The 18497-nt window shown below is 35.7% G+C and carries 14 protein-coding genes; 4 read left to right on the forward strand and 10 right to left on the reverse strand.

Annotated features, from left to right (window positions below; all coding sequences use genetic code 11):
- Nucleotides 1-32: 32 nt before the first annotated feature.
- On the reverse strand, nucleotides 33-593 hold the full coding sequence (locus IWX83_RS09370) for a YeeE/YedE family protein (protein ID WP_073353031.1): 561 nt from the start codon (nucleotides 591-593) through the stop codon (nucleotides 33-35).
- Between the two features lie 185 nt (nucleotides 594-778).
- Between IWX83_RS09370 and IWX83_RS09375 the strand changes: the two genes are divergently transcribed.
- The 4 genes from IWX83_RS09375 to IWX83_RS09390 all read left to right on the forward strand — a co-directional run bounded on the left by IWX83_RS09375 (nucleotide 779) and on the right by IWX83_RS09390 (nucleotide 4409).
- Entirely contained in the window at nucleotides 779-1228 is a 450-nt protein-coding gene (locus IWX83_RS09375; protein WP_073353032.1) for a 2-dehydro-3-deoxyphosphooctonate aldolase, read from the forward strand.
- 199 nt (nucleotides 1229-1427) lie between these two features.
- Nucleotides 1428-2246, forward strand: a complete 819-nt coding sequence (gene kdsA / locus IWX83_RS09380) for a 3-deoxy-8-phosphooctulonate synthase (protein ID WP_073353033.1) — start codon at nucleotides 1428-1430, stop codon at nucleotides 2244-2246.
- An 18-nt stretch (nucleotides 2247-2264) separates the two neighbouring features.
- Nucleotides 2265-3110, forward strand: coding sequence for a hypothetical protein (locus IWX83_RS09385; protein WP_196829242.1), 846 nt, complete (start codon nucleotides 2265-2267; stop codon nucleotides 3108-3110).
- A 204-nt stretch (nucleotides 3111-3314) separates the two neighbouring features.
- Nucleotides 3315-4409 (forward strand): PAS domain-containing sensor histidine kinase, encoded by a 1095-nt coding sequence (locus tag IWX83_RS09390; protein ID WP_196829244.1) that lies wholly within the window; start codon nucleotides 3315-3317, stop codon nucleotides 4407-4409.
- Between the two features lie 226 nt (nucleotides 4410-4635).
- On the opposite strand, the gene IWX83_RS09395 is transcribed toward IWX83_RS09390, so the two are convergent.
- The 9 genes from IWX83_RS09395 to IWX83_RS09430 form a co-directional block, all read right to left on the reverse strand.
- Nucleotides 4636-6015, reverse strand: coding sequence for a M28 family peptidase (locus IWX83_RS09395; protein ID WP_073353036.1), 1380 nt, complete (start codon nucleotides 6013-6015; stop codon nucleotides 4636-4638).
- Nucleotides 6016-6156: 141 nt separating this feature from the next.
- Nucleotides 6157-8253 (reverse strand): glycoside hydrolase family 97 protein, encoded by a 2097-nt coding sequence (locus IWX83_RS09400; protein WP_196829246.1) that lies wholly within the window; start codon nucleotides 8251-8253, stop codon nucleotides 6157-6159.
- 143 nt (nucleotides 8254-8396) lie between these two features.
- On the reverse strand, nucleotides 8397-10697 hold the full coding sequence (gene bglX, locus IWX83_RS09405; protein ID WP_196829248.1) for a beta-glucosidase BglX: 2301 nt from the start codon (nucleotides 10695-10697) through the stop codon (nucleotides 8397-8399).
- Nucleotides 10687-10995 (reverse strand): prolyl oligopeptidase family serine peptidase, encoded by a 309-nt coding sequence (locus IWX83_RS17215; protein WP_231379915.1) that lies wholly within the window; start codon nucleotides 10993-10995, stop codon nucleotides 10687-10689. Before IWX83_RS17215 ends, bglX begins: the two co-directional genes overlap by 11 nt.
- Entirely contained in the window at nucleotides 10986-11399 is a 414-nt protein-coding gene (locus tag IWX83_RS17220; RefSeq protein WP_231379917.1) for a hypothetical protein, read from the reverse strand. The genes IWX83_RS17215 and IWX83_RS17220 overlap by 10 nt, the downstream gene beginning before the upstream one ends.
- A gap of 65 nt (nucleotides 11400-11464) precedes the next feature.
- Complete coding sequence (locus tag IWX83_RS09415; protein WP_139259439.1) at nucleotides 11465-12451, reverse strand: LamG domain-containing protein; 987 nt, start codon at nucleotides 12449-12451, stop codon at nucleotides 11465-11467.
- A gap of 55 nt (nucleotides 12452-12506) precedes the next feature.
- Nucleotides 12507-13889 (reverse strand): glucoamylase family protein, encoded by a 1383-nt coding sequence (locus IWX83_RS09420; RefSeq protein WP_073353040.1) that lies wholly within the window; start codon nucleotides 13887-13889, stop codon nucleotides 12507-12509.
- 86 nt (nucleotides 13890-13975) lie between these two features.
- Nucleotides 13976-15445, reverse strand: coding sequence for a RagB/SusD family nutrient uptake outer membrane protein (locus IWX83_RS09425; protein ID WP_196829249.1), 1470 nt, complete (start codon nucleotides 15443-15445; stop codon nucleotides 13976-13978).
- Nucleotides 15446-15449: 4 nt separating this feature from the next.
- Nucleotides 15450-18431 (reverse strand): TonB-dependent receptor, encoded by a 2982-nt coding sequence (locus IWX83_RS09430; protein WP_073353042.1) that lies wholly within the window; start codon nucleotides 18429-18431, stop codon nucleotides 15450-15452.
- Between the last annotated feature and the right edge of the window lie 66 nt (nucleotides 18432-18497).

Here is an 18497-nt window from a genome sequence, read left to right on the forward strand (position 1 = left end):
TTTATTTAAAATTTTTAATGATGATTACTTTACTAGTTTAGAATTAATGGCAATAAAAAATGAGCCATAATCAAACCACCGATAAAAAACCCAATCACCGCTTTCAAAGAAGGAATTTGCAAATTACTTAATCCTGAAATAGCGTGGCCTGAAGTACAACCTCCGGCATAACGCGAGCCAAAACCGATCAAAACACCTCCAACAAGCAGAATAAAAATGCTTTTTGGAGATTCTAAAATAGAGTTTCCAAAAAGTGCCTCTGGCACTAATTTTCCATTAGGAGCATCGATTCCGAGCTCCGCTAATTGTGCAATCGTTTTAGGGTTGATAGCTACATTTGAAGCATCACTCATAAAATGTACGGCAACAAAACCACCTAACATGGCTCCTAAAACGACCACTAAATTCCACCGTTGTGCTTTCCAATCAAAATCAAAAAAGGCTACTCGTTTTCCTAAACCAGCCATAGAACAAAGCGAGCGTAAATTAGAAGACATCCCGAATGATTTACCAAAATAAATAAGCGCTAACATAATCATACCGATCAAAAAACCAGAAATATACCAAGACCAAGTTTGAAAAATTACATCCATAATTGTTTTTTTTGGGCAAAGATAAGAAGCATTTTAGCAGATAAAATGATAAATAAAAAATTCCGTGAAAAAGGTTTCAAAATATCTCTGAAACACGTTTCACGTATAAAGTTCTGTTTATCTTTGTAGCATTGTAAACATAAGATTCTCTAGTTACATTTTTCCCTTTTAATACTACCTACAACATGAAAAAATCGATTCTATTTTTTGCTATACTAATTGGCATGACCTCTTGTTCGAGTATACAATCTACTTTGAAAAATACGGATGATAATGCCCCAAACCTAGTGCTGAATAAAGACAATACATTTGTAATTACAGAATATAGTAAAGACAAAAAGTATGGCTTTGACAAAGACTATCCTATCAATCTATTTTTCAATAACACGAAAAATGAAACCGTTAATCAACAACGATTTTTCAATGCGCTTGCCGGGCCTAATGGTGAAAAAATAACTTTTATAAAATTAGAAAACTGCTGTCCGTTTCCGACAAAAAGAAGTGAACTTGGCGCCGGATTTTTAGAGGTATTTGAAATAAAGTGGGCCGGGCAAAAAAAACCAATTCTACTGTATTTAAACATCTATGAAAAAGGAATTTTGATGGTTCCAGTTGGGCTTACATTGAAAAAATAATCGCTTTAAAATCCCATAACATCCATGTTTACCAATTCCCTAGCCCTGATGGAAGTGGAAATCCTCCCGTTTTTCAGGGAGATTGAAGCGAACAGCAGGAAACAGCTCCTAAAAAAAAGTTAATGCCCCAAATTATTTGGAAATCATAAATCGTAAATCGTAAATCATAACTACCTTTGCACCTTTAAAAAATCATACTATGAACCTACAACATATTCCACAAATCAAATATACTGAGAGTGGCAATTTCTTTCTTCTAGCGGGTCCTTGTGCTATTGAAGGGGAAGAAATGGCTATGCGAATTGCCGAAAAACTAGTTGGTATTACTGATAATTTACAAATTCCTTTCGTTTTTAAAGGTTCTTTCAAGAAAGCCAATCGATCTAGAATTGACAGTTTTTCAGGAATTGGAGACGAGAAAGCATTGAAAATCCTTAGAAAAGTTTCGGAAACGTTTAAAGTTCCTACCGTTACCGATATTCATACCAATGAAGATGCTGATATGGCTGCTCAATATGTTGATGTGCTGCAAATTCCCGCTTTTTTAGTGCGCCAAACTGACTTGGTCGTGGCTGCTGCCAATACTGGAAAAGTAGTCAACTTGAAAAAAGGACAATTCATGAGTCCAGAAAGCATGAAGCATGCCGTTCAAAAAGTATTGGATTGTCACAATGAAAACGTGATGGTTACGGACAGAGGAACCATGTTTGGCTACCAAGACATGATTGTTGATTTTAGAGGAATTCCTACGATGCAACAATATGCTACTACCGTTCTTGACGTTACCCATTCGCTCCAACAACCCAACCAAACAGCTGGAGTTACTGGCGGAAGACCTGATATGATTGAAACTATCGCCAAAGCTGGTATCGCTGTAGGCGTAGACGGAATTTTTATTGAAACTCATTTTGATCCTGCTAATGCAAAAAGTGATGGTGCTAATATGTTGCATTTAGATTTTTTTGAATCCTTAATGACTAAGCTAGTTGCCATCAGAAAAACAATTAATACATTTTAAATTTAGGCCCCAAATACATTGAAACATTTTTTATTATATTCCGCATTCCTTACTATTTTATTTACCAATAACGCAACTGCACAGGAAAATACAGAAATTCAAAATAAATATACAACACATAACAAAGGGAAATTTTTTATGTCATGGGGAGGAAACAGAGACACCTACTCCAATTCAGACATCACTTTTAGAGGTAAAGATTATAATTTTACATTAGAAAATGTGGAAGCTCATGACAAACCAAAAGGTTGGCATGTGGATTATATTAATCCTTCGAGAATGACGATTCCCCAAACTAATTTTAGAATGGGGTATTTCATTAGTGACCATTACAGCGTAGCAATAGGAGTAGATCACATGAAATATGTCATGACGCAAGATCAGGCTGTTCCTATTGATGGCTATTATCAAAATCCAGGATCGTATGATGAAATATTGCCCAACAATCAAGTGTTATTGACAGAAGAATTTCTGAAGTACGAGCACACTGATGGTTTAAATTATGTCAATACTGAAGTATCCAGACATGACGATATCTCCTCAATGTTCGCTATTGAAAACACTGATAAAATTCAAATCAATTTAACGGAAGGAGTTGGTTTTGGTCTATTGTATCCAAAAACAAACACAACTTTATTGGGAAAAGAACGACATGATGATTTCCATGTTTCGGGCTATGGTACCTCGTTAAAGGCAGGATTGAATGTTACTTTTTTCAAGCACTTTTATTTACAAGGAGAACTCAAAGGAGGTTACATCAACATGCAAGACATTCGAACTACACAGAATACTGAAGACAGTGCTTCTCAAGACTTTTTCTTTTTCCAGAGAATTATCGCAGTGGGAGGAATATTTAGAATTTAATTCATCCTATATAAAAAAATTAAATAAGCTGTCATAAATGATGGCTTTTTTTATGAATTTGATTTAAAAAAACAAAACGTATAAAATTAACAAGTGTTTCATTTTTTTTTCTTTTTTTTAATTTTAATTAGTTAAATTTATAAATCGGATTTGCTAGTTTCAAGTTGCGTAATTTTAATACAGTATAATTTCTTAAAATTATAAATGACCAAAAATAACACCACTATACCTTCTTTAAAAACAGACTATCACTTTGATAATTTTTTTAATATCTCAGCAGATTTCATATGCATTGCAGGATTTGATGGCTATTTTAGAAGAATAAATCCCGCTGTTTCAAAGTTATTAGGCTTTACGGAAGAGGAATTATATTCTCGACCTATCAGCAGTTTTGTTTACACACCGGACCTCCAAATCACTATAGAAACCAGAGAACAAGTTTATAAAAACAAACCTCTTTTAAATTTTGAAAACCGCTATTTAACAAAAAGTGGCGAAATTGTCTGGTTATCATGGACATCAATGCCTGTTGAGTCGGAGAAATTAGTCTATGCAATTGCTAAAAACATCACCCATAAAAAAAGAATGGAAGATGAGCGCAATTTGCTTATTGCAAATTTGACGCAAATCAACAAAGAACTAACCGTTTTGTCTCATAAAACTTCGCATGATTTAAAGTCTCCCATAAATAATATGCTTTCTGTTTTCAGCCTTATAGACGTTTCAAAAATCAATGATCCAGAAACGTTGGAGTTAGTAGAAATTCTTAAATTAACCAGTGAAAATTTAAAACAAACTTTAAATGATTCTATTGATCAATTAGTAGAAAACGAAAGTATAAATACTCAAATTGAAGAAATAAATTTAAATGAATCACTTGAAGAAGTCCTAATTTCCATAAATTCTCTAGTCCAAGATTCAAAAGCAGTTATTAAAGTTGACTTTTCAGCTTTTGAGAATATTACTTTTAACAAAGCATATATCAAAAGTATTTTTTTGAATTTAGTAACCAATTCAATTAAATATGCAAAACCACAAAAAACACCCATTATTACCATCCAATCTAGAAAAGTCAATGGAGTAAATCAATTAATTTTTTCTGATAATGGACTCGGTTTTGACATGGATAAAGTTAAAGATAAGATTTTTGGCTTATACGAAAAATTCCATAATAACATAGACAGCAATGGAATAGGATTGTATTTAGTGTACAATCACATCACTAGTTTAGGCGGAAGAATCGCCGTGGAAAGTAAAATAAATGAAGGTGCTACATTCACAATTTCTTTTAAATATTAAAAAAAATGATTGTAATTAGTTGGAAATATTTAATGTCGCACTATAAAATGAGTGGAATAATTTTTAACATATAAGTCATGTAAGTATTAAACCTTAAATGACCTTATTGTTACTTAAGTTATATAAGCTCAACACAAGTGAAACTTAAACTTTTATGACTTATATGGTAAAAAAAATGCGACATTGTTTTATTCTTATTGCTTAAAACCAAAAACTATTGCTTTTTTTACTTAGCTATACCGTTTTGATCCATCAAATAAAGCAAAGAAGCCATTGCTGCCGCTCCTAGTTCCAACTCTCTTTTATTGACAGCATCAAAAGTGTCATTTGCAGCATGATGATAATCAAAATAACGTTGAGAATCTGGTTGCAATCCGACTTTTACAATGTGATTGGATTGTAACGGACCGATATCAACCCCGGAATGTCCCTTTACAAATTTGTGTATTAAATACGGTTCAAATAAAGTTGACCAACTGCTAATTTTGTTAAAATTTGCTTCGTCAGCTTCAATTGAAAATCCTCTTGGAGAAAATCCTCCCGAATCACTTTCTAAAGCAAAAATATGATTTTCATTATTTTTATTGGATTGTGTTTCATATTCTTTTCCGCCTCGAACACCGTTTTCTTCATTCATAAACAACACCACGCGTAACGTGTTTTTAGGTTTGTAACCAATATTTTTGAAGATATTCAACACTTCCATACTTTGGACACATCCTGCGCCATCGTCATGAGAACCATCTCCAAGATCCCAAGAATCAAGATGCCCGCCAACAACCATTATTCTTTCAGGATGTTCAGAACCCGTTATTTCACCGACTACATTATAGGACAACACATCATCAAAGGTCTCGCAAGATTGCTTGAAATATAATGCTGCGTTTGGATTTTGTTTTAAACTTTTACTTAAAAGTTCTGCTCCGTTTGTACTAATGGCTGCAGCCGGAATTCGTTGTTCTTTGGCAATATCTCCATAATTAGTTGCACCGGTATGCGGTAAATCATCTAAGCGCAAATTCATCGATCTGACAATAACGGCTAAAGCACCTAGTTTTCCAGCTTCTCTTGCTCCTGATGATCTTTGGTCTACGCAACTTCCGTAGGCTTTGAAAGTTTCTATGAATTCTGGATTCATCGGTCTATTAAAGAAAATGATTTTTCCTTTTACTTTTGCTTCTCCTAATGCAGTTAGTTCTTCCAAACTGTTTACTTCCAGTATTGGCGCTTGCAATCCTTTTTTTGGAGTGGCAACTGAGCCACCCAACGCACATATTGGGAAAGTAATTTTTTGTTTCCCCATTTGTAAATACGCTATTTCTTTTTCGCCTCGAACCCATTTTGGCACCATTACTTCCTGAAGGTATACTTTATCTAAACCTAGTGTTTCTAATTGTGCTTTGGTATACAAAACCGCTTTATCGGCTCCTGTGGAACCTGATAATCGAGATCCAATGGTGTTGGATAAATGTTCCAGCCAAGGATAACATTTGGCATTAGTAAGGGAAGATTTATAAATATCTTTTAACGCTTGTTCGTCTTTAGTTTGCGCAAAAACGGTGATTCCACCAAATAAAAGTGCGGCTAAAACAATTGATTTTTTCATAATAAATTTGGAGCTTTTTTTGGTATTCTTCTTTACAATTCTGATTTTGGTTGCTTTCGCAATTTCGTAATTCTTTGCGAATATTTCAGGTTAGATTCAAAAAAAATCCTGCAAGTTTTAAGTTCTTGCAGGATTTAACACTTATTGGATCGGTTCAAAACTGATTGCTGTTCCTCCACCTGGAGCCAAATTCAATTTGATTTTTGATTTGCTGGTCATCACAATAGTCTTGATTTTATAAGCGATAGGATTGTTTTTCCAATCAGCATTTTTAGCATCTTCATAAATGATGGCTTTGTATTTTTTCCCTTTGGTCAAGAAGTCTAATTTTATTTCTGATGTTCTGGCATTCTCATCGGTGATAGCTCCTAAAAACCATGTTTCTTTTCCTTTTGTTTTTCGGGCAACTGTCACATAATCGCCTGGTTCCGCTTCTAAGTAAATACTGTTATCCCAATCCGTTTCAACATCTTTGATAAACTGAAAAGCATCTGGGTATTTCTCGTAATTTTCTAATAAATCAGCCGCCATTTGCAACGGAGAATACATCGTTACGTACAAAGCCAGCTGTTTGGCTAAAGTGGTATGTACCTGCTCCGTTTTATTTTTATCATAATAGCTCATTTTAATTTCGAATATTCCCGGCGTGTAATCCATCGGTCCGCCCAATTGTCTGGTAAATGGCAAAATAGTTTCATGCATAGGCGGATTTCCAACGCTCCAAGCATTGAATTCATTCCCACGAGCCGCTTCAGCAGCGATATAATTAGGATACGTTCTTCCAAAACCAGTTGGTCTTGACGATTCATGAGAGTTAATCATAATCTTGTAATCTGCAGCGCGTTTTACCACAAAGTTAAAATGATTCACCATTGATTGCCCGTCATGAAATTCACCACGCGGAATGATTTTGCCCACATACCCTGATTTTACTGCTGGATATTCGTATTTTTTCATCAAATCAAAAGCGCGATCCAAGTGTCTTTCGTAATTCCCTACTGAACCAGATGTTTCATGATGCATGATCATTTTTACGTTTTTTTCTTTGGCGTAAGCCGAAAGAGCCGCAATATCGAAATCCGGATAAGGCGTGGTGAAGTCAAAAACTTCCTCTTTCCAGTTTCCATTCCAATCCTCCCAACCTACATTCCAACCTTCGACAAGAACCCCGTCGAAACCGTTTTTTGCAGCAAAATCAATATATCGTTTCGTGTTTTCGGTAGTTGCGCCGTGTTTTCCCGATGCTTTAGGTGCATCTGCAAAATTAGTGGCATTTTGAGAACCGGCATAATCCCAAGTCGATTTTCCTACGTGCATTTCCCACCAAATTCCAACATATTTCATAGGTTTGATCCAAGAAGTATCTTCTAATTTTGACGGTTCATTTAGGTTCAAAATCATCTTAGAACTTACAATATCCCGAGCATCATCACTAATCATGATGGTTCTCCAAGGCGATACACATGGCGTTTGCAAATAGGCTTTATCACCAATAGCATTCGGAACTAATTCAGCTTTTAATTTATAATTTGTCACATCAGCATTCAAATGCATGACTGGATAATTTACTACTGCCGCTTCAAAAATATTGAGATACAAACCGGAAGGCGCTTTCATCATCAACGGCGTTTGAACCATGTATTTCCCTGGAATTGATTTTACTCCAATTCCGTTATTCATATTGATTTTGGAGTTATCAATATCAGAAAATTTAGTTTCGTTGTATTCATATTCATTGCTGTCGAAATCTCCTGGAATCCAAAATACTTTATTGTTTTCAGTTAAATTAAATTGGGTAACCTCATCCGAAATAATAAAATAATTGAGCTCTGCTTGTTTTGGAAAATCATATCTGAAAGCTACTCCTTCATCAAAAACTCTAAAAATGATATTCATTTTCACCTTCGTTTCTTTGTTTAGCAGGGAGATAATAAGTTCGTTGTAATTATTAAGAATACTAGATTGTTCCCCTAAAACAGGTTTCCAAGACTCTTTGAAAGTACTTGCTTTTGAAGTCAGTATTTCAAAATTTGCATCTAAAGCTGGTTTTTCTTTTAATTTTATTCCCAAAGCACTTTCTAAAACGACTGCTTTATTTTTATAGTTGACCGCATAAGAAGGCTGTCCGTTAGCCTCTAATTTAAAACTTAAGGCAATTTTACCCGAGGGCGATGCGACGTTTTGCGCCTGTGCAAAACTCAATACAAAGAGCAGGCAAAGAGAAAATAAATATTTCATTTTGATTGATTTTTTTGAATTGATAAAAGTAAATAAAATAGGGTTGTATTAAAGTATCCGTTTTAACAAATCCATTTTTTTTGTTACAAAAAAACCCTCCGATATAAATACCGAAGGGCTGATCTTAAATAAACAAACCAAATTTATTTAATCAACTCAAAACTAACCTTGTTATCAGTACTGGAATTCGTACCTACAAATACATCAAATCTACCAGGCTCAGCGATAAACTGCAGCTCTGAATTATAAAATTTTAATTCTTCAACTGAAATTTCAAAAGTAACCGTTTGTTTTTCTCCTTTATTAAGAGCAATTTTCTGGAAACCTTTCAACTCTTTTAGTGGTCTTGTAACGGAACCCACTAGATCTCTTATGTACAACTGGACCACTTCTTTACCTTCAAAATTTCCTGTATTGGTAACATCAACAGTAACTTTTACATTCTCATTGAAGTTCATTTTATCCGATGAAATTTTCAAATTTGAATATGCAAAAGTCGTATAGCTCAATCCAAAACCAAACGGATATAAAGGTTCATTTCTTTCGTCGATATAATTCGATCTGAATTTTTCGAACTTTCCTTCTTTATTACCTAACGGTCTTCCCGTGTTTTTTTGATTGTAATAAATAGGGACTTGACCAACGCTTCTTGGAAAAGTAGCCGTTAATTTTCCAGAAGGGTTTTCATTTCCAAACAAAACATCAGCAATCGCACTTCCGGCTTCACTTCCTGCAAACCAAGTATTCAAAATAGCTGGAACTGTTTCATTTTCCTGTACCAAAACCAATGGACGACCTGTAAATAAAACTAGCACAACTGGTTTTCCTGTTTTCAATAAGGCTTGCAATAAATCTTTTTGTGCCTGTGGAATCTCTAAGTTCGTTCTGCTGCTGCTTTCTCCAGACATTTCTGCTGATTCGCCTAAAGCAGCTACAATCACATCGGATTGATTTGCAATTTTCAAGGCTTCCGCCAATAATTCTTCGGAAGTTCTGTTATCGCGGTGTAACGTTTTACCGAACATGGTTGCTTTTTCTTCGAAAGCGGCATCATAATCCAGATTGCTCCCTTTGCCGTAAAGCACTTTCGTATCCTTCCCAGCCACTTCTTGGATTCCTGCTAGTAATGAAATGGATTTTTCCATATTTGTAGCTACACTCCAAGTTCCTGCCATATTTTCTTTGGCATCAGCCAATGGTCCGATTAAAGCAATCGTTCCTGATTTTTTAAGCGGAAGCAACTGATTGTTGTTTTTCAATAAAACTAACGATTGTGCAGCAATATTTCTTGCTTCATCTCTATGACTTTTTGTAAAAATTTCTGTTTTAGCTCTTTTTTCATCACAATATTTGTAGGGATCTTGGAAAAGTCCCAAATCATATTTGGCATTCAAAATAAGACGTGCAGCGTTATCAATTTGTTCAATGGTTACTTTTCCTTCTTCTAATGATTTTTTTAAAGTCGTCAAGAAACCTTCGCCCACCATATCCATTTCTATTCCAGCATTCAGGGCCAGAGCAGAAACCGTTTGTAAATCGCCCATTCCGTGTTGGATCATTTCAGGGATTCCAGTAAAATCAGTTACTACAAAACCTTTAAATCCCCATTGTTTTCTTAAAACATCAGTCATTAACCATTTGTTTCCGGTTGCTGGAATTCCATCAATTTCGTTGAAAGACGCCATTACTGAACCTACACCGGCATCGATAGCCGCTTTATAAGGCGGAAAATAATCGTTGTACATTCTAATTCGGCTCATGTCCACCGTATTGTAATCACGTCCTGCTTCTGGCGCGCCGTACAAAGCAAAATGTTTCACACACGATAAAATGGTATTGTTTTTTGACAAATCATTTTGTTGGTAGCCATTGACCATTGCTTTTGCAATTTCGCTTCCTAAAAACGGATCTTCACCGGAACCTTCAGAAACTCTTCCCCAGCGTGGATCGCGGGAAATATCAACCATCGGAGAAAATGTCCAGTTAATCCCATCGGCACTCGCTTCCTGAGCAGCGATTTGAGCACTTCTTTCAATTAATTTCATGTCCCAAGTTGCGGATAATCCTAGCGGAATAGGAAATGTCGTTTCATAGCCGTGAATAACGTCCATTCCAAAAAGCAACGGAATTTTCAATCGGCTTTTTTCGACGGCGATTTTTTGTACTTCTTTTATTTTTTGAACCGATTTTATATTGAATAAGCCACCCACTTTTCCGTCTTCGATATTCTTCGCCACATTAGAACTGCTTGCTGCACCGGTAGTAATATCGCCGGAAGTAGGCAAATTCAATTGTCCAATTTTCTCTTCCAAAGTCATTTTCGAAAGTAAATCTGCTACGAATTCTGTTCTAGGTTTAATTTTAACCTGCTTTTTAGAGATCTTTTTTTGGCTGTAGCCAAAAAGTGAAATTCCAAAAAGTAGTATGATCAATTTAATTTTCATCTTGTCTGTTTTTTGTTTGTTTGAACATCCAGTCATATATATCTTGGTTGTCATATACTCGTGACCAACTGTCGTGATTGGCATCATCAAAAATTGTTAGTGTCACATTAGTATTACAGGTTTTTAATTTTTTATACATCGCAATCGAATAGTCGACATTTACAACATCATCAAGTAAACCATGAAAAATTCGGGTTGGGATCGCTGCAATTTTACAGTTTTCAATCATAGGAATTCGATCTACATATCCTGCAATAGGTACCAAAGCGGCAAAGGTTTCAGGATGTGCTACAACCAAATTCCAAGCGCCCAGGCTCCCATACTAAGACCTGTGAGATAAATTCTGTTGCTGTCGATGTTATTCTCTTTCTGGATTTTAAGAATCAATCGGTAGAGCACTTCTTCATTCCAATATTCATTTTCCGGGCATTGTGGTGCCAAAACATAAGCATCGATTTCGTGATTTTTCAAATACTTGAATGGTCCATGCGCTTTTACTTTTTCGATATCAGTTCCTTTTTCACCAGAACCGTGAAGAAATACAATTAAAGGTTTTTTCTCTTTAGTATTTTTAGGAATGTGTAAAGCAAAAGCCAATTCGCGTTTTTGTACGATTTCGGTTTTTAGGGTACCAATTATATCACTTTGTGAAAACATAAATTGCGTTGCACAAAGCAGTAGAAAAAGAAGCTTTTTATTCATTAGAAAAGAATTAAAAAAAACAGATTACTTTTAAGATTAAGTAATCTGTTTTTGATGTAAAATTATTATCTGTTTGTTTTTTCCAATTTATAAAGCGCTACTACTTCACTTGTGCTTAAAGCTGATTTATAAATTCTCATTTCGTCCAGCAACCCGGCATAATCAGTAGCCCAGCCTTCGTCTCCATGCGTAGTTGTTAACGATGGTGAAGTACTAAATTGATTGGATCCAATCACTAGCTGAGATAAATTTGGAGTTGCAAAAACCAATGCACCGTATAGTGGAGCGTTGTTTGGGTTTGCATTGCTTCCGTCAGGACCACCTGGATTATCACCATAAAGAATACAAGAACCAGTTACATCAGTAAAAGGACCATAAGGAGTTCCGTAAATACTACTCGTACCTTTTTCTCCATTTTTATAAACAGTGTATCTCGAAGTTACGGCATCATAAGTTAAAACTACTTGAATCCAAGTATCAATTGCACCATCGATATTAAAAATTGGGCCTTGTCCTCCCCAAGCTACTCTTTTGTTTTCAATTCCCATTTTCAAACGAAGGGTATTAGGTCTTGCATTATCAGGATTTTCAAGAAACAAGTTTAAGCCTCCCCAAAAACCAGCTGGGTTTACTAAAGAAAATATTCCTTGAATCCCTTTTCCTTGTCCTGGAGCACCACCATCAGGAACGGTTTGTCCGGATTTCATCCAAAAACTGAAACTGAAACTACTCAATGCACCTACAGCAGTTGCATTATTGTAAACTGCATAACGCTCCTGCGCATTCGAACCTTGAAAAGCCTGTCCTTTAATACCTTCTGTGTAGGTTACATTTTTTCCGGTTCCTGTCAGTCCGCCTTTTGTATCGGCTATGCTATTATCGAAATTCCATTTTGCAATCAGATTTTCTGCATTTACATCATCAGATGTATTGTAAGAACCTATTGGAGGATATTCTAATGGCTCATTACTGTCTACATTATCTGAGCAACTTGTCAATAACTGCATTGAAAATACCGTAGTAAGACAAAATATTTTTATACTATTTTTCATGTTTTATATTTTATTAATTACAAATAATTATTAGTATTTCTTTGGATGAATTTGGTTAAAAACCATATTTACCAGAATGAAAACCAAGATTAATCAAACCTTGTTTAACCTCCGGAGCATTCATGAACAACTGCCACAATAAACCCGTACGATAATTCTCTAACATCACCATTTCTGGTCCTTGGTCAATCGCCAAATAACGTTGCGCTGTCCATTGATAATGCTGGCTGTGTGCATCATAAAATCCAGCCACACCCCAAGTTTCTGTTTTATAATTTTCATACAAATTACGTATGAAAGCTTTAGATTCTAGCGGAGTATACACTATCGAACTTATCGCAGCTGTTGGCGAAATAACGCCTTTGTCATTGCTTGGCATGTGCGCATCATAACCTATTGAGCCATCGCCATTACGAGAATACGAAGCCGTCAATCCCCAATAATTAGCACCATATCCTTTGAAATTTTTTGGATTAGCCACAGCATATAAATAGTTGATTTTAGTATGATTGGTATTCAAATCCCAATAATTGGCATATTTGTCCGTCAATTGATTTGGGTCCAAACCTAAATAAGAATAATGAGCCCAAAATAAAGGTCCGCCAAATTCTTCAGCTCCATTGTGTTTTAAAATCAAAGGGAGATTGTATTTGGTTTTGGCTGAAACTATGCCACCACTTCTTGCCCATCCTTCGTGATAAGCTGCTGGAGCAATTGCGTGTGTTGGTGAAGCTGCTGCCATGACATACGTAATCAAACATTCATTGTAGCCTTCCAGCGGAAAATTCATTTCCCAATTGTAATTAGGAGACCAATGCCAGAACAATTTGTTTTGATTGTTAGTGTACCATTGCCATTCGACTCCTTTCCATAACGTATCGAATTTTTGGGCTACAGCTTTTTCTTCGGTTGTTCCGTTTTTAAAGTATTCGCGAACAGTTATCATTCCTGCTACTAAAAAAGAGGTTTCTACTAAATCACCGCCATTATCTTTAGTCCCAAAAGGAATTACGCGACCTGTAGTACCATTGATCCAATGTGGCCATGCACCGTGAAAACGCTCTGCAGTGTTCAGAAAATTAGCAATTTTGTTCAAACGGTCCGCTCCTTGTGCTTTTGAAATATAACCACGAGACATTCCTGAAACAATCGCCATCAAACCAAAACCAGAACCACCTGTGGTAACAATATTTTGATCAAATGAAGGATCCTGTGGAATATAACGTTCTCTGGCCATCCCTGAATTTGATTCCGCATAATCCCAAAAATAAGCGAAAGTTTGTTTTTGAACTACATCTAACAATTCGTCATCCGTTAGTTTTACCACCGGAGGAACGGTAACTGGCGGTGTAACTACGGGACCATTATCTGTACTTGATCCAGAAGAATCACATCCAAGAAACGTAATGAGCATAAATAAAGCTGAAAATTTAATCATTTTTAGATTTTTTATGTGTTTGTCCTTGCCTCTAACTCCTTCCTGAACTAGCTAAGAAAAGAGAAAAGATGCTGGATTTTTTTTAATTAATACCCTGGATTTTGTGTCGCTTTTCCATTAGCTTGTGTGATGAATTTTTGAGGAATCGGAAACAATTCATGTTTACCTTCTACAAAAGTTTTTCCATCTGCCGCCATAACTGCTTTTGCCTGACCTGTTCTAACGATATCAAACCATCTGTCATGCTCAAAAGCCAATTCATGTCTTCTTTCTGCTCTGATAGCAGCTCTCAAAGCAACTTGTCCTGTAGCGGTTGTATTAGCTAAACCAGCTCTGCTTCTTACTCTATTTAACGGTCCTGTAACATCACCTGTACCGCTTTCGTTTGCAGCTTCCGCTTGCATCAATAATACTTCTGCGTAACGCAAGACGCGGATATTTTTAGTAGTTTCCCAATCCCCATTAAACGTTTCTGCTGTATTACTTACATACGCTTTTTCATTATATCTCGGATTAGCAACAAGTGGAGAAACTATTCTGCCGTCCCACATCGTTTCGCCTGCAAAAATAATTGTAGCGTCTCTTCTTACATCGCCAGTTTCATACGAATTAGCTAAACTTGCAGAAGGAGTATTGAAACCCCAGCCCCAACCGCTTGTTCCTCTGGCTCCTTGAGAAACCATATATCCCTCAATCCCTTGCGATGGATTTCCTCCGTAACCACGGATTTCAAATATAGATTCAACACTATCCTCACCAACTTCTCTCCAAATTGTAGCATAATCAGTAACTAAATTATATCCAGTTACAGCAGCACTTTGGTCTCTGACACCTTGCCAATTTCCTTGGTACAAATATACTTTGGCTAATAAAGCATGAGCAGCACCTTTTGTTGCTCTTCCCAAATCAGAAATTGCGTAGCCGGATTTTTCAGGAAGTGCAGCAATAGCCGCTAATATATCTGTTTCGATGAATTTATAAACCTCTTCTTTCGATTTGCGAATTAATGTCATATCGGTATCTTCGGCTGATGATGGAACCGGAACGTGATCCACAATTGGCACACCACCGTAACATCTAACCAGATTAAAATACATTAGAGCGCGAAGAAATTTAGCTTCACCTGTTAATCGTTCTATAACAGCAGCATCCGCTTTGTCTAACCTCGGAAGGTAGTTTAGCGCAATATTGGCCTTGCTTATCCCTTGGTAATTAGTTTCAAAAACTTCTTGAACAGATAATGAAGTAGCATCTAAGGTCAATGCATCACACTTGTCTTTATCGGTCCCTGAATCTCCCGGATCTGATCCTTTATCAGCATCATCTGAGGTCATACTGGTTAATCCGTTCCATGAAAATGAACTCGCACTAAAGCTTAAAGCGTTGCTATAAATAGCCGTTACAAAACTTTTTGCTCCTTCATTGTTATTATAGATTGTTAGCAAATCGGCTTCGGCAATGTTTTCTGTGGGAGCGACTTCAATAAAATCATTGGAACAATTACTAGAAAGCAGCGCTACAGCTACTAAAGTTATGGGTATAAATATTTTTTTCATCTTATTAAAATTTTACGTTAGCACCAATAATGAAAGAACTCAATGTCGGATAAGCATCTAACTCAATTCCTTGCAGTCCCATTGGATCACCATCATTATTCAATTCTGGAGAATATCCGGTGAATTTTTGAGATATAAATGGATTTATAGCACTTGCATAAATACGAACTGAAGAAACAGATTTTGTCATTTTAGGTAATGTGTATCCTAAAGTAATGTTGTTTACTCTAAGGAAAGCTCCTGATTCTAAATAGTAATCTGAAGATAATGGAACTGAATTAAACGGTGCCGGATTTCCAGCAGTAGTATTTGATGGAGTCCAAAAATCAGTAGCTATACTGGCTTCAATATTTTCGTTACCAAAACGTTGTGCTTTTTTACCGTTATACACTTTGTTTCCGCCTACTCCGTAACCGTCAACTGAAAAATCAATGTTTTTGTATTCAAAACCTAAATTCATACCATAATAATACGTTGGTAATGAAGACCCAAAGAATTTTCTATCTGTTTCCACTGGATTAGAAGTAATTCCGCCATCTTGATCAAAATAAGTGAAATTACCATTCGCATCGTAACCCGCTACTTCAAACAAATAGAAACTTCCCAAAGGTTCTCCTACTTCCAATCGTTTTGTAAACTGACCGTTGTTAATGGAACCTCCATTTTGTCTAATGGCTAATGGATTGTATACTTTTGAAACTTCATTTTTATTATTCGAATAATTGGCACCAATCCAATATTTTAAATCATCATTGATGTTATCATCCCAACGCAACGAAACTTCAAATCCAGTATTAGAGATTTCACCGGCATGAGCTGGAGTAGCTCCTGTACCCACTGTAAGCGGTGGAGTAACATTAAGTATTACATTAGATGTATTTTTATCATACCAATCAAATGATCCAGATAATTTGTTTTCTATAGCTTTAAAATCTAAACCAACAGAAGCCTCATCCGTAATTTCCCAACCCAAAGTAGGGTCAATAAATGCACCAATAGTTGTTCCTGAATAAAGTGAACCTCCAAAATCATATCCTAATCCAGCACCAGAACTAAAAGTTTGTTGGTTAATAGGAACATTTTGATTCCCTAATCTTCCCCAACCACCTCGTAGTTTTAAGAAATTAATTGTTTTACTTTCTGCAAGGAAGCCCTCTTTTGAAAGAACCCATCCTAAACCAAATGACGGGAAATTACCCCATTTATTATCGGAACCAAATTGTGAAGAACCATCTCTACGAATCGTACCCGTGAAAAGGTATTTTTCCATTAATGTATATTGAAATCGAGCAAAATACCCAATTAAATTTCTTTGATTTCCAATAACGTGTCGTGTTACAAGATTATTAGAAGGAGCATTAGACAAATTTAAACTCCAATAATTAGAGTTTTCAGGTACGTTTCTGCCTCTTACTTCTAATTCTTCACGGCTTCCAAATTCTTGAGCTGACATACCTAATGTTACTTCAACATCATGAATATCGGCAAACTTTTTATTGTACGTCAAGAAATTATCAAAATTCCAGTTAAAGTAATCGCTTCTTCCAGTTACCAATTCATTTATTGGCTCTGAAGCCGAGTAATTAGCCACATCTCTTGAAGGATCTGCTGCCAACCATAATTCACGTGTAGGCGTATAAGAAAATCTTTTAAAAGTATTGTACTCCAATCCAACTCTAGATGTGAATTTTAATTCTTCAAAAATTTTGTATTCCAGTCCAATACTTCCCTGTAGCAATAGATTTTTTTGTTCCTCGGTAAAATAGTTTAATTGAGCTACAGGATTTCCAACGTTATTAAATAAAGATCCAGTAGTTGAAGCTTGTCCATCAGCCCCAATAATTGGCATTCCCCATCTTCCATTGTCATAACGCACTGGTACCAAAGGCGATTGTTTGTAAGCCGAAGTAAAAGCAGATAATGGCTTTGGCGTAGACTTAGATATCGAACCACTTAAAGTTTGAGTGATTTTTAGTTTATCCGAAAGCTTGTAATCGTTATTATTTCTAAAAGTAAAACGATTAAAATCCAATCCGTCTAAAACACCTTTTTCGTCATAATAATTCAAACTGAATAAATAATTGATTTTTTCAGATGCACCAGAAATGGATAAATTATTAGACGAATACATTCCTAATCTAGTAATTTCATCAAACCAATTCGTATTATAACGTTGATCTGTTGAAAATCTAGTGTTTTGTTCTGCCACATCAGAGTAATAAGCAAACCGATTAGAACCAGCCATTTTAACTGTTTTTAGCGGTGTACGAACCCCGTAAAAACCATCATATTCAACCGTCGTTCTGTCTCCTTTTCCTTTTTTAGTAGTGATAATAACTACTCCATTAGCCGCTTGATTACCATAAATTGCTAATGATGAAGCATCTTTTAAAATATCAAAAGACGCAATATCATTTGAATTTAAATTATTAATATTTTTGGTAGGAATACCATCCACAACATATAATGGTGTTCTATCAGCACCATACGTACCAATACCTCTAATGATAAGTGAAGGAGAGGCACCTGGCACATCAGTTCCAATAACTTGAACACCTGCTGCTTTTCCTTGAATCGCTTGCGTGGCATTCAGTACTTTCGTTTTGGTGATATCCGATGCGGAAAGTTGTGAAATTGAACCTGTATTATCTGATTTTTTTCGAGATCCATACCCAATAATAACAACCTCTTTCAATTCAGTATCCTTTGAATCGCTTAATGTTATATTCATTACCCCGTCAGTTGCTGTAACAGAAATAGCTTCGAAACCGAGCATACTTATTTTTAATACCTCACCGATTTTGGCATTGATATCAAAATTACCATCAAAATCAGTATCAGCAGAAGTTTTAGATTCAGTTGCAATAATAATTGCTCCAGGAATTCCTAACCCTACCTTATCCACTACTTTTCCCTTAATTACTTGACCAGACATGTAGGCTGGAAGCAATAGGAGTGCTAAAAAGCTAAAAATAATATTTCTCATATATTAATAATTTGTTAAATTAATTACAGCCAAAGTAGATAATTACAACGTTATAGTTAGTTAAAT

It is taken from the genome of Flavobacterium sp. CG_9.1 (assembly GCF_015751645.1).
Classification (GTDB): Bacteria; Bacteroidota; Bacteroidia; order Flavobacteriales; family Flavobacteriaceae; genus Flavobacterium; species Flavobacterium xanthum.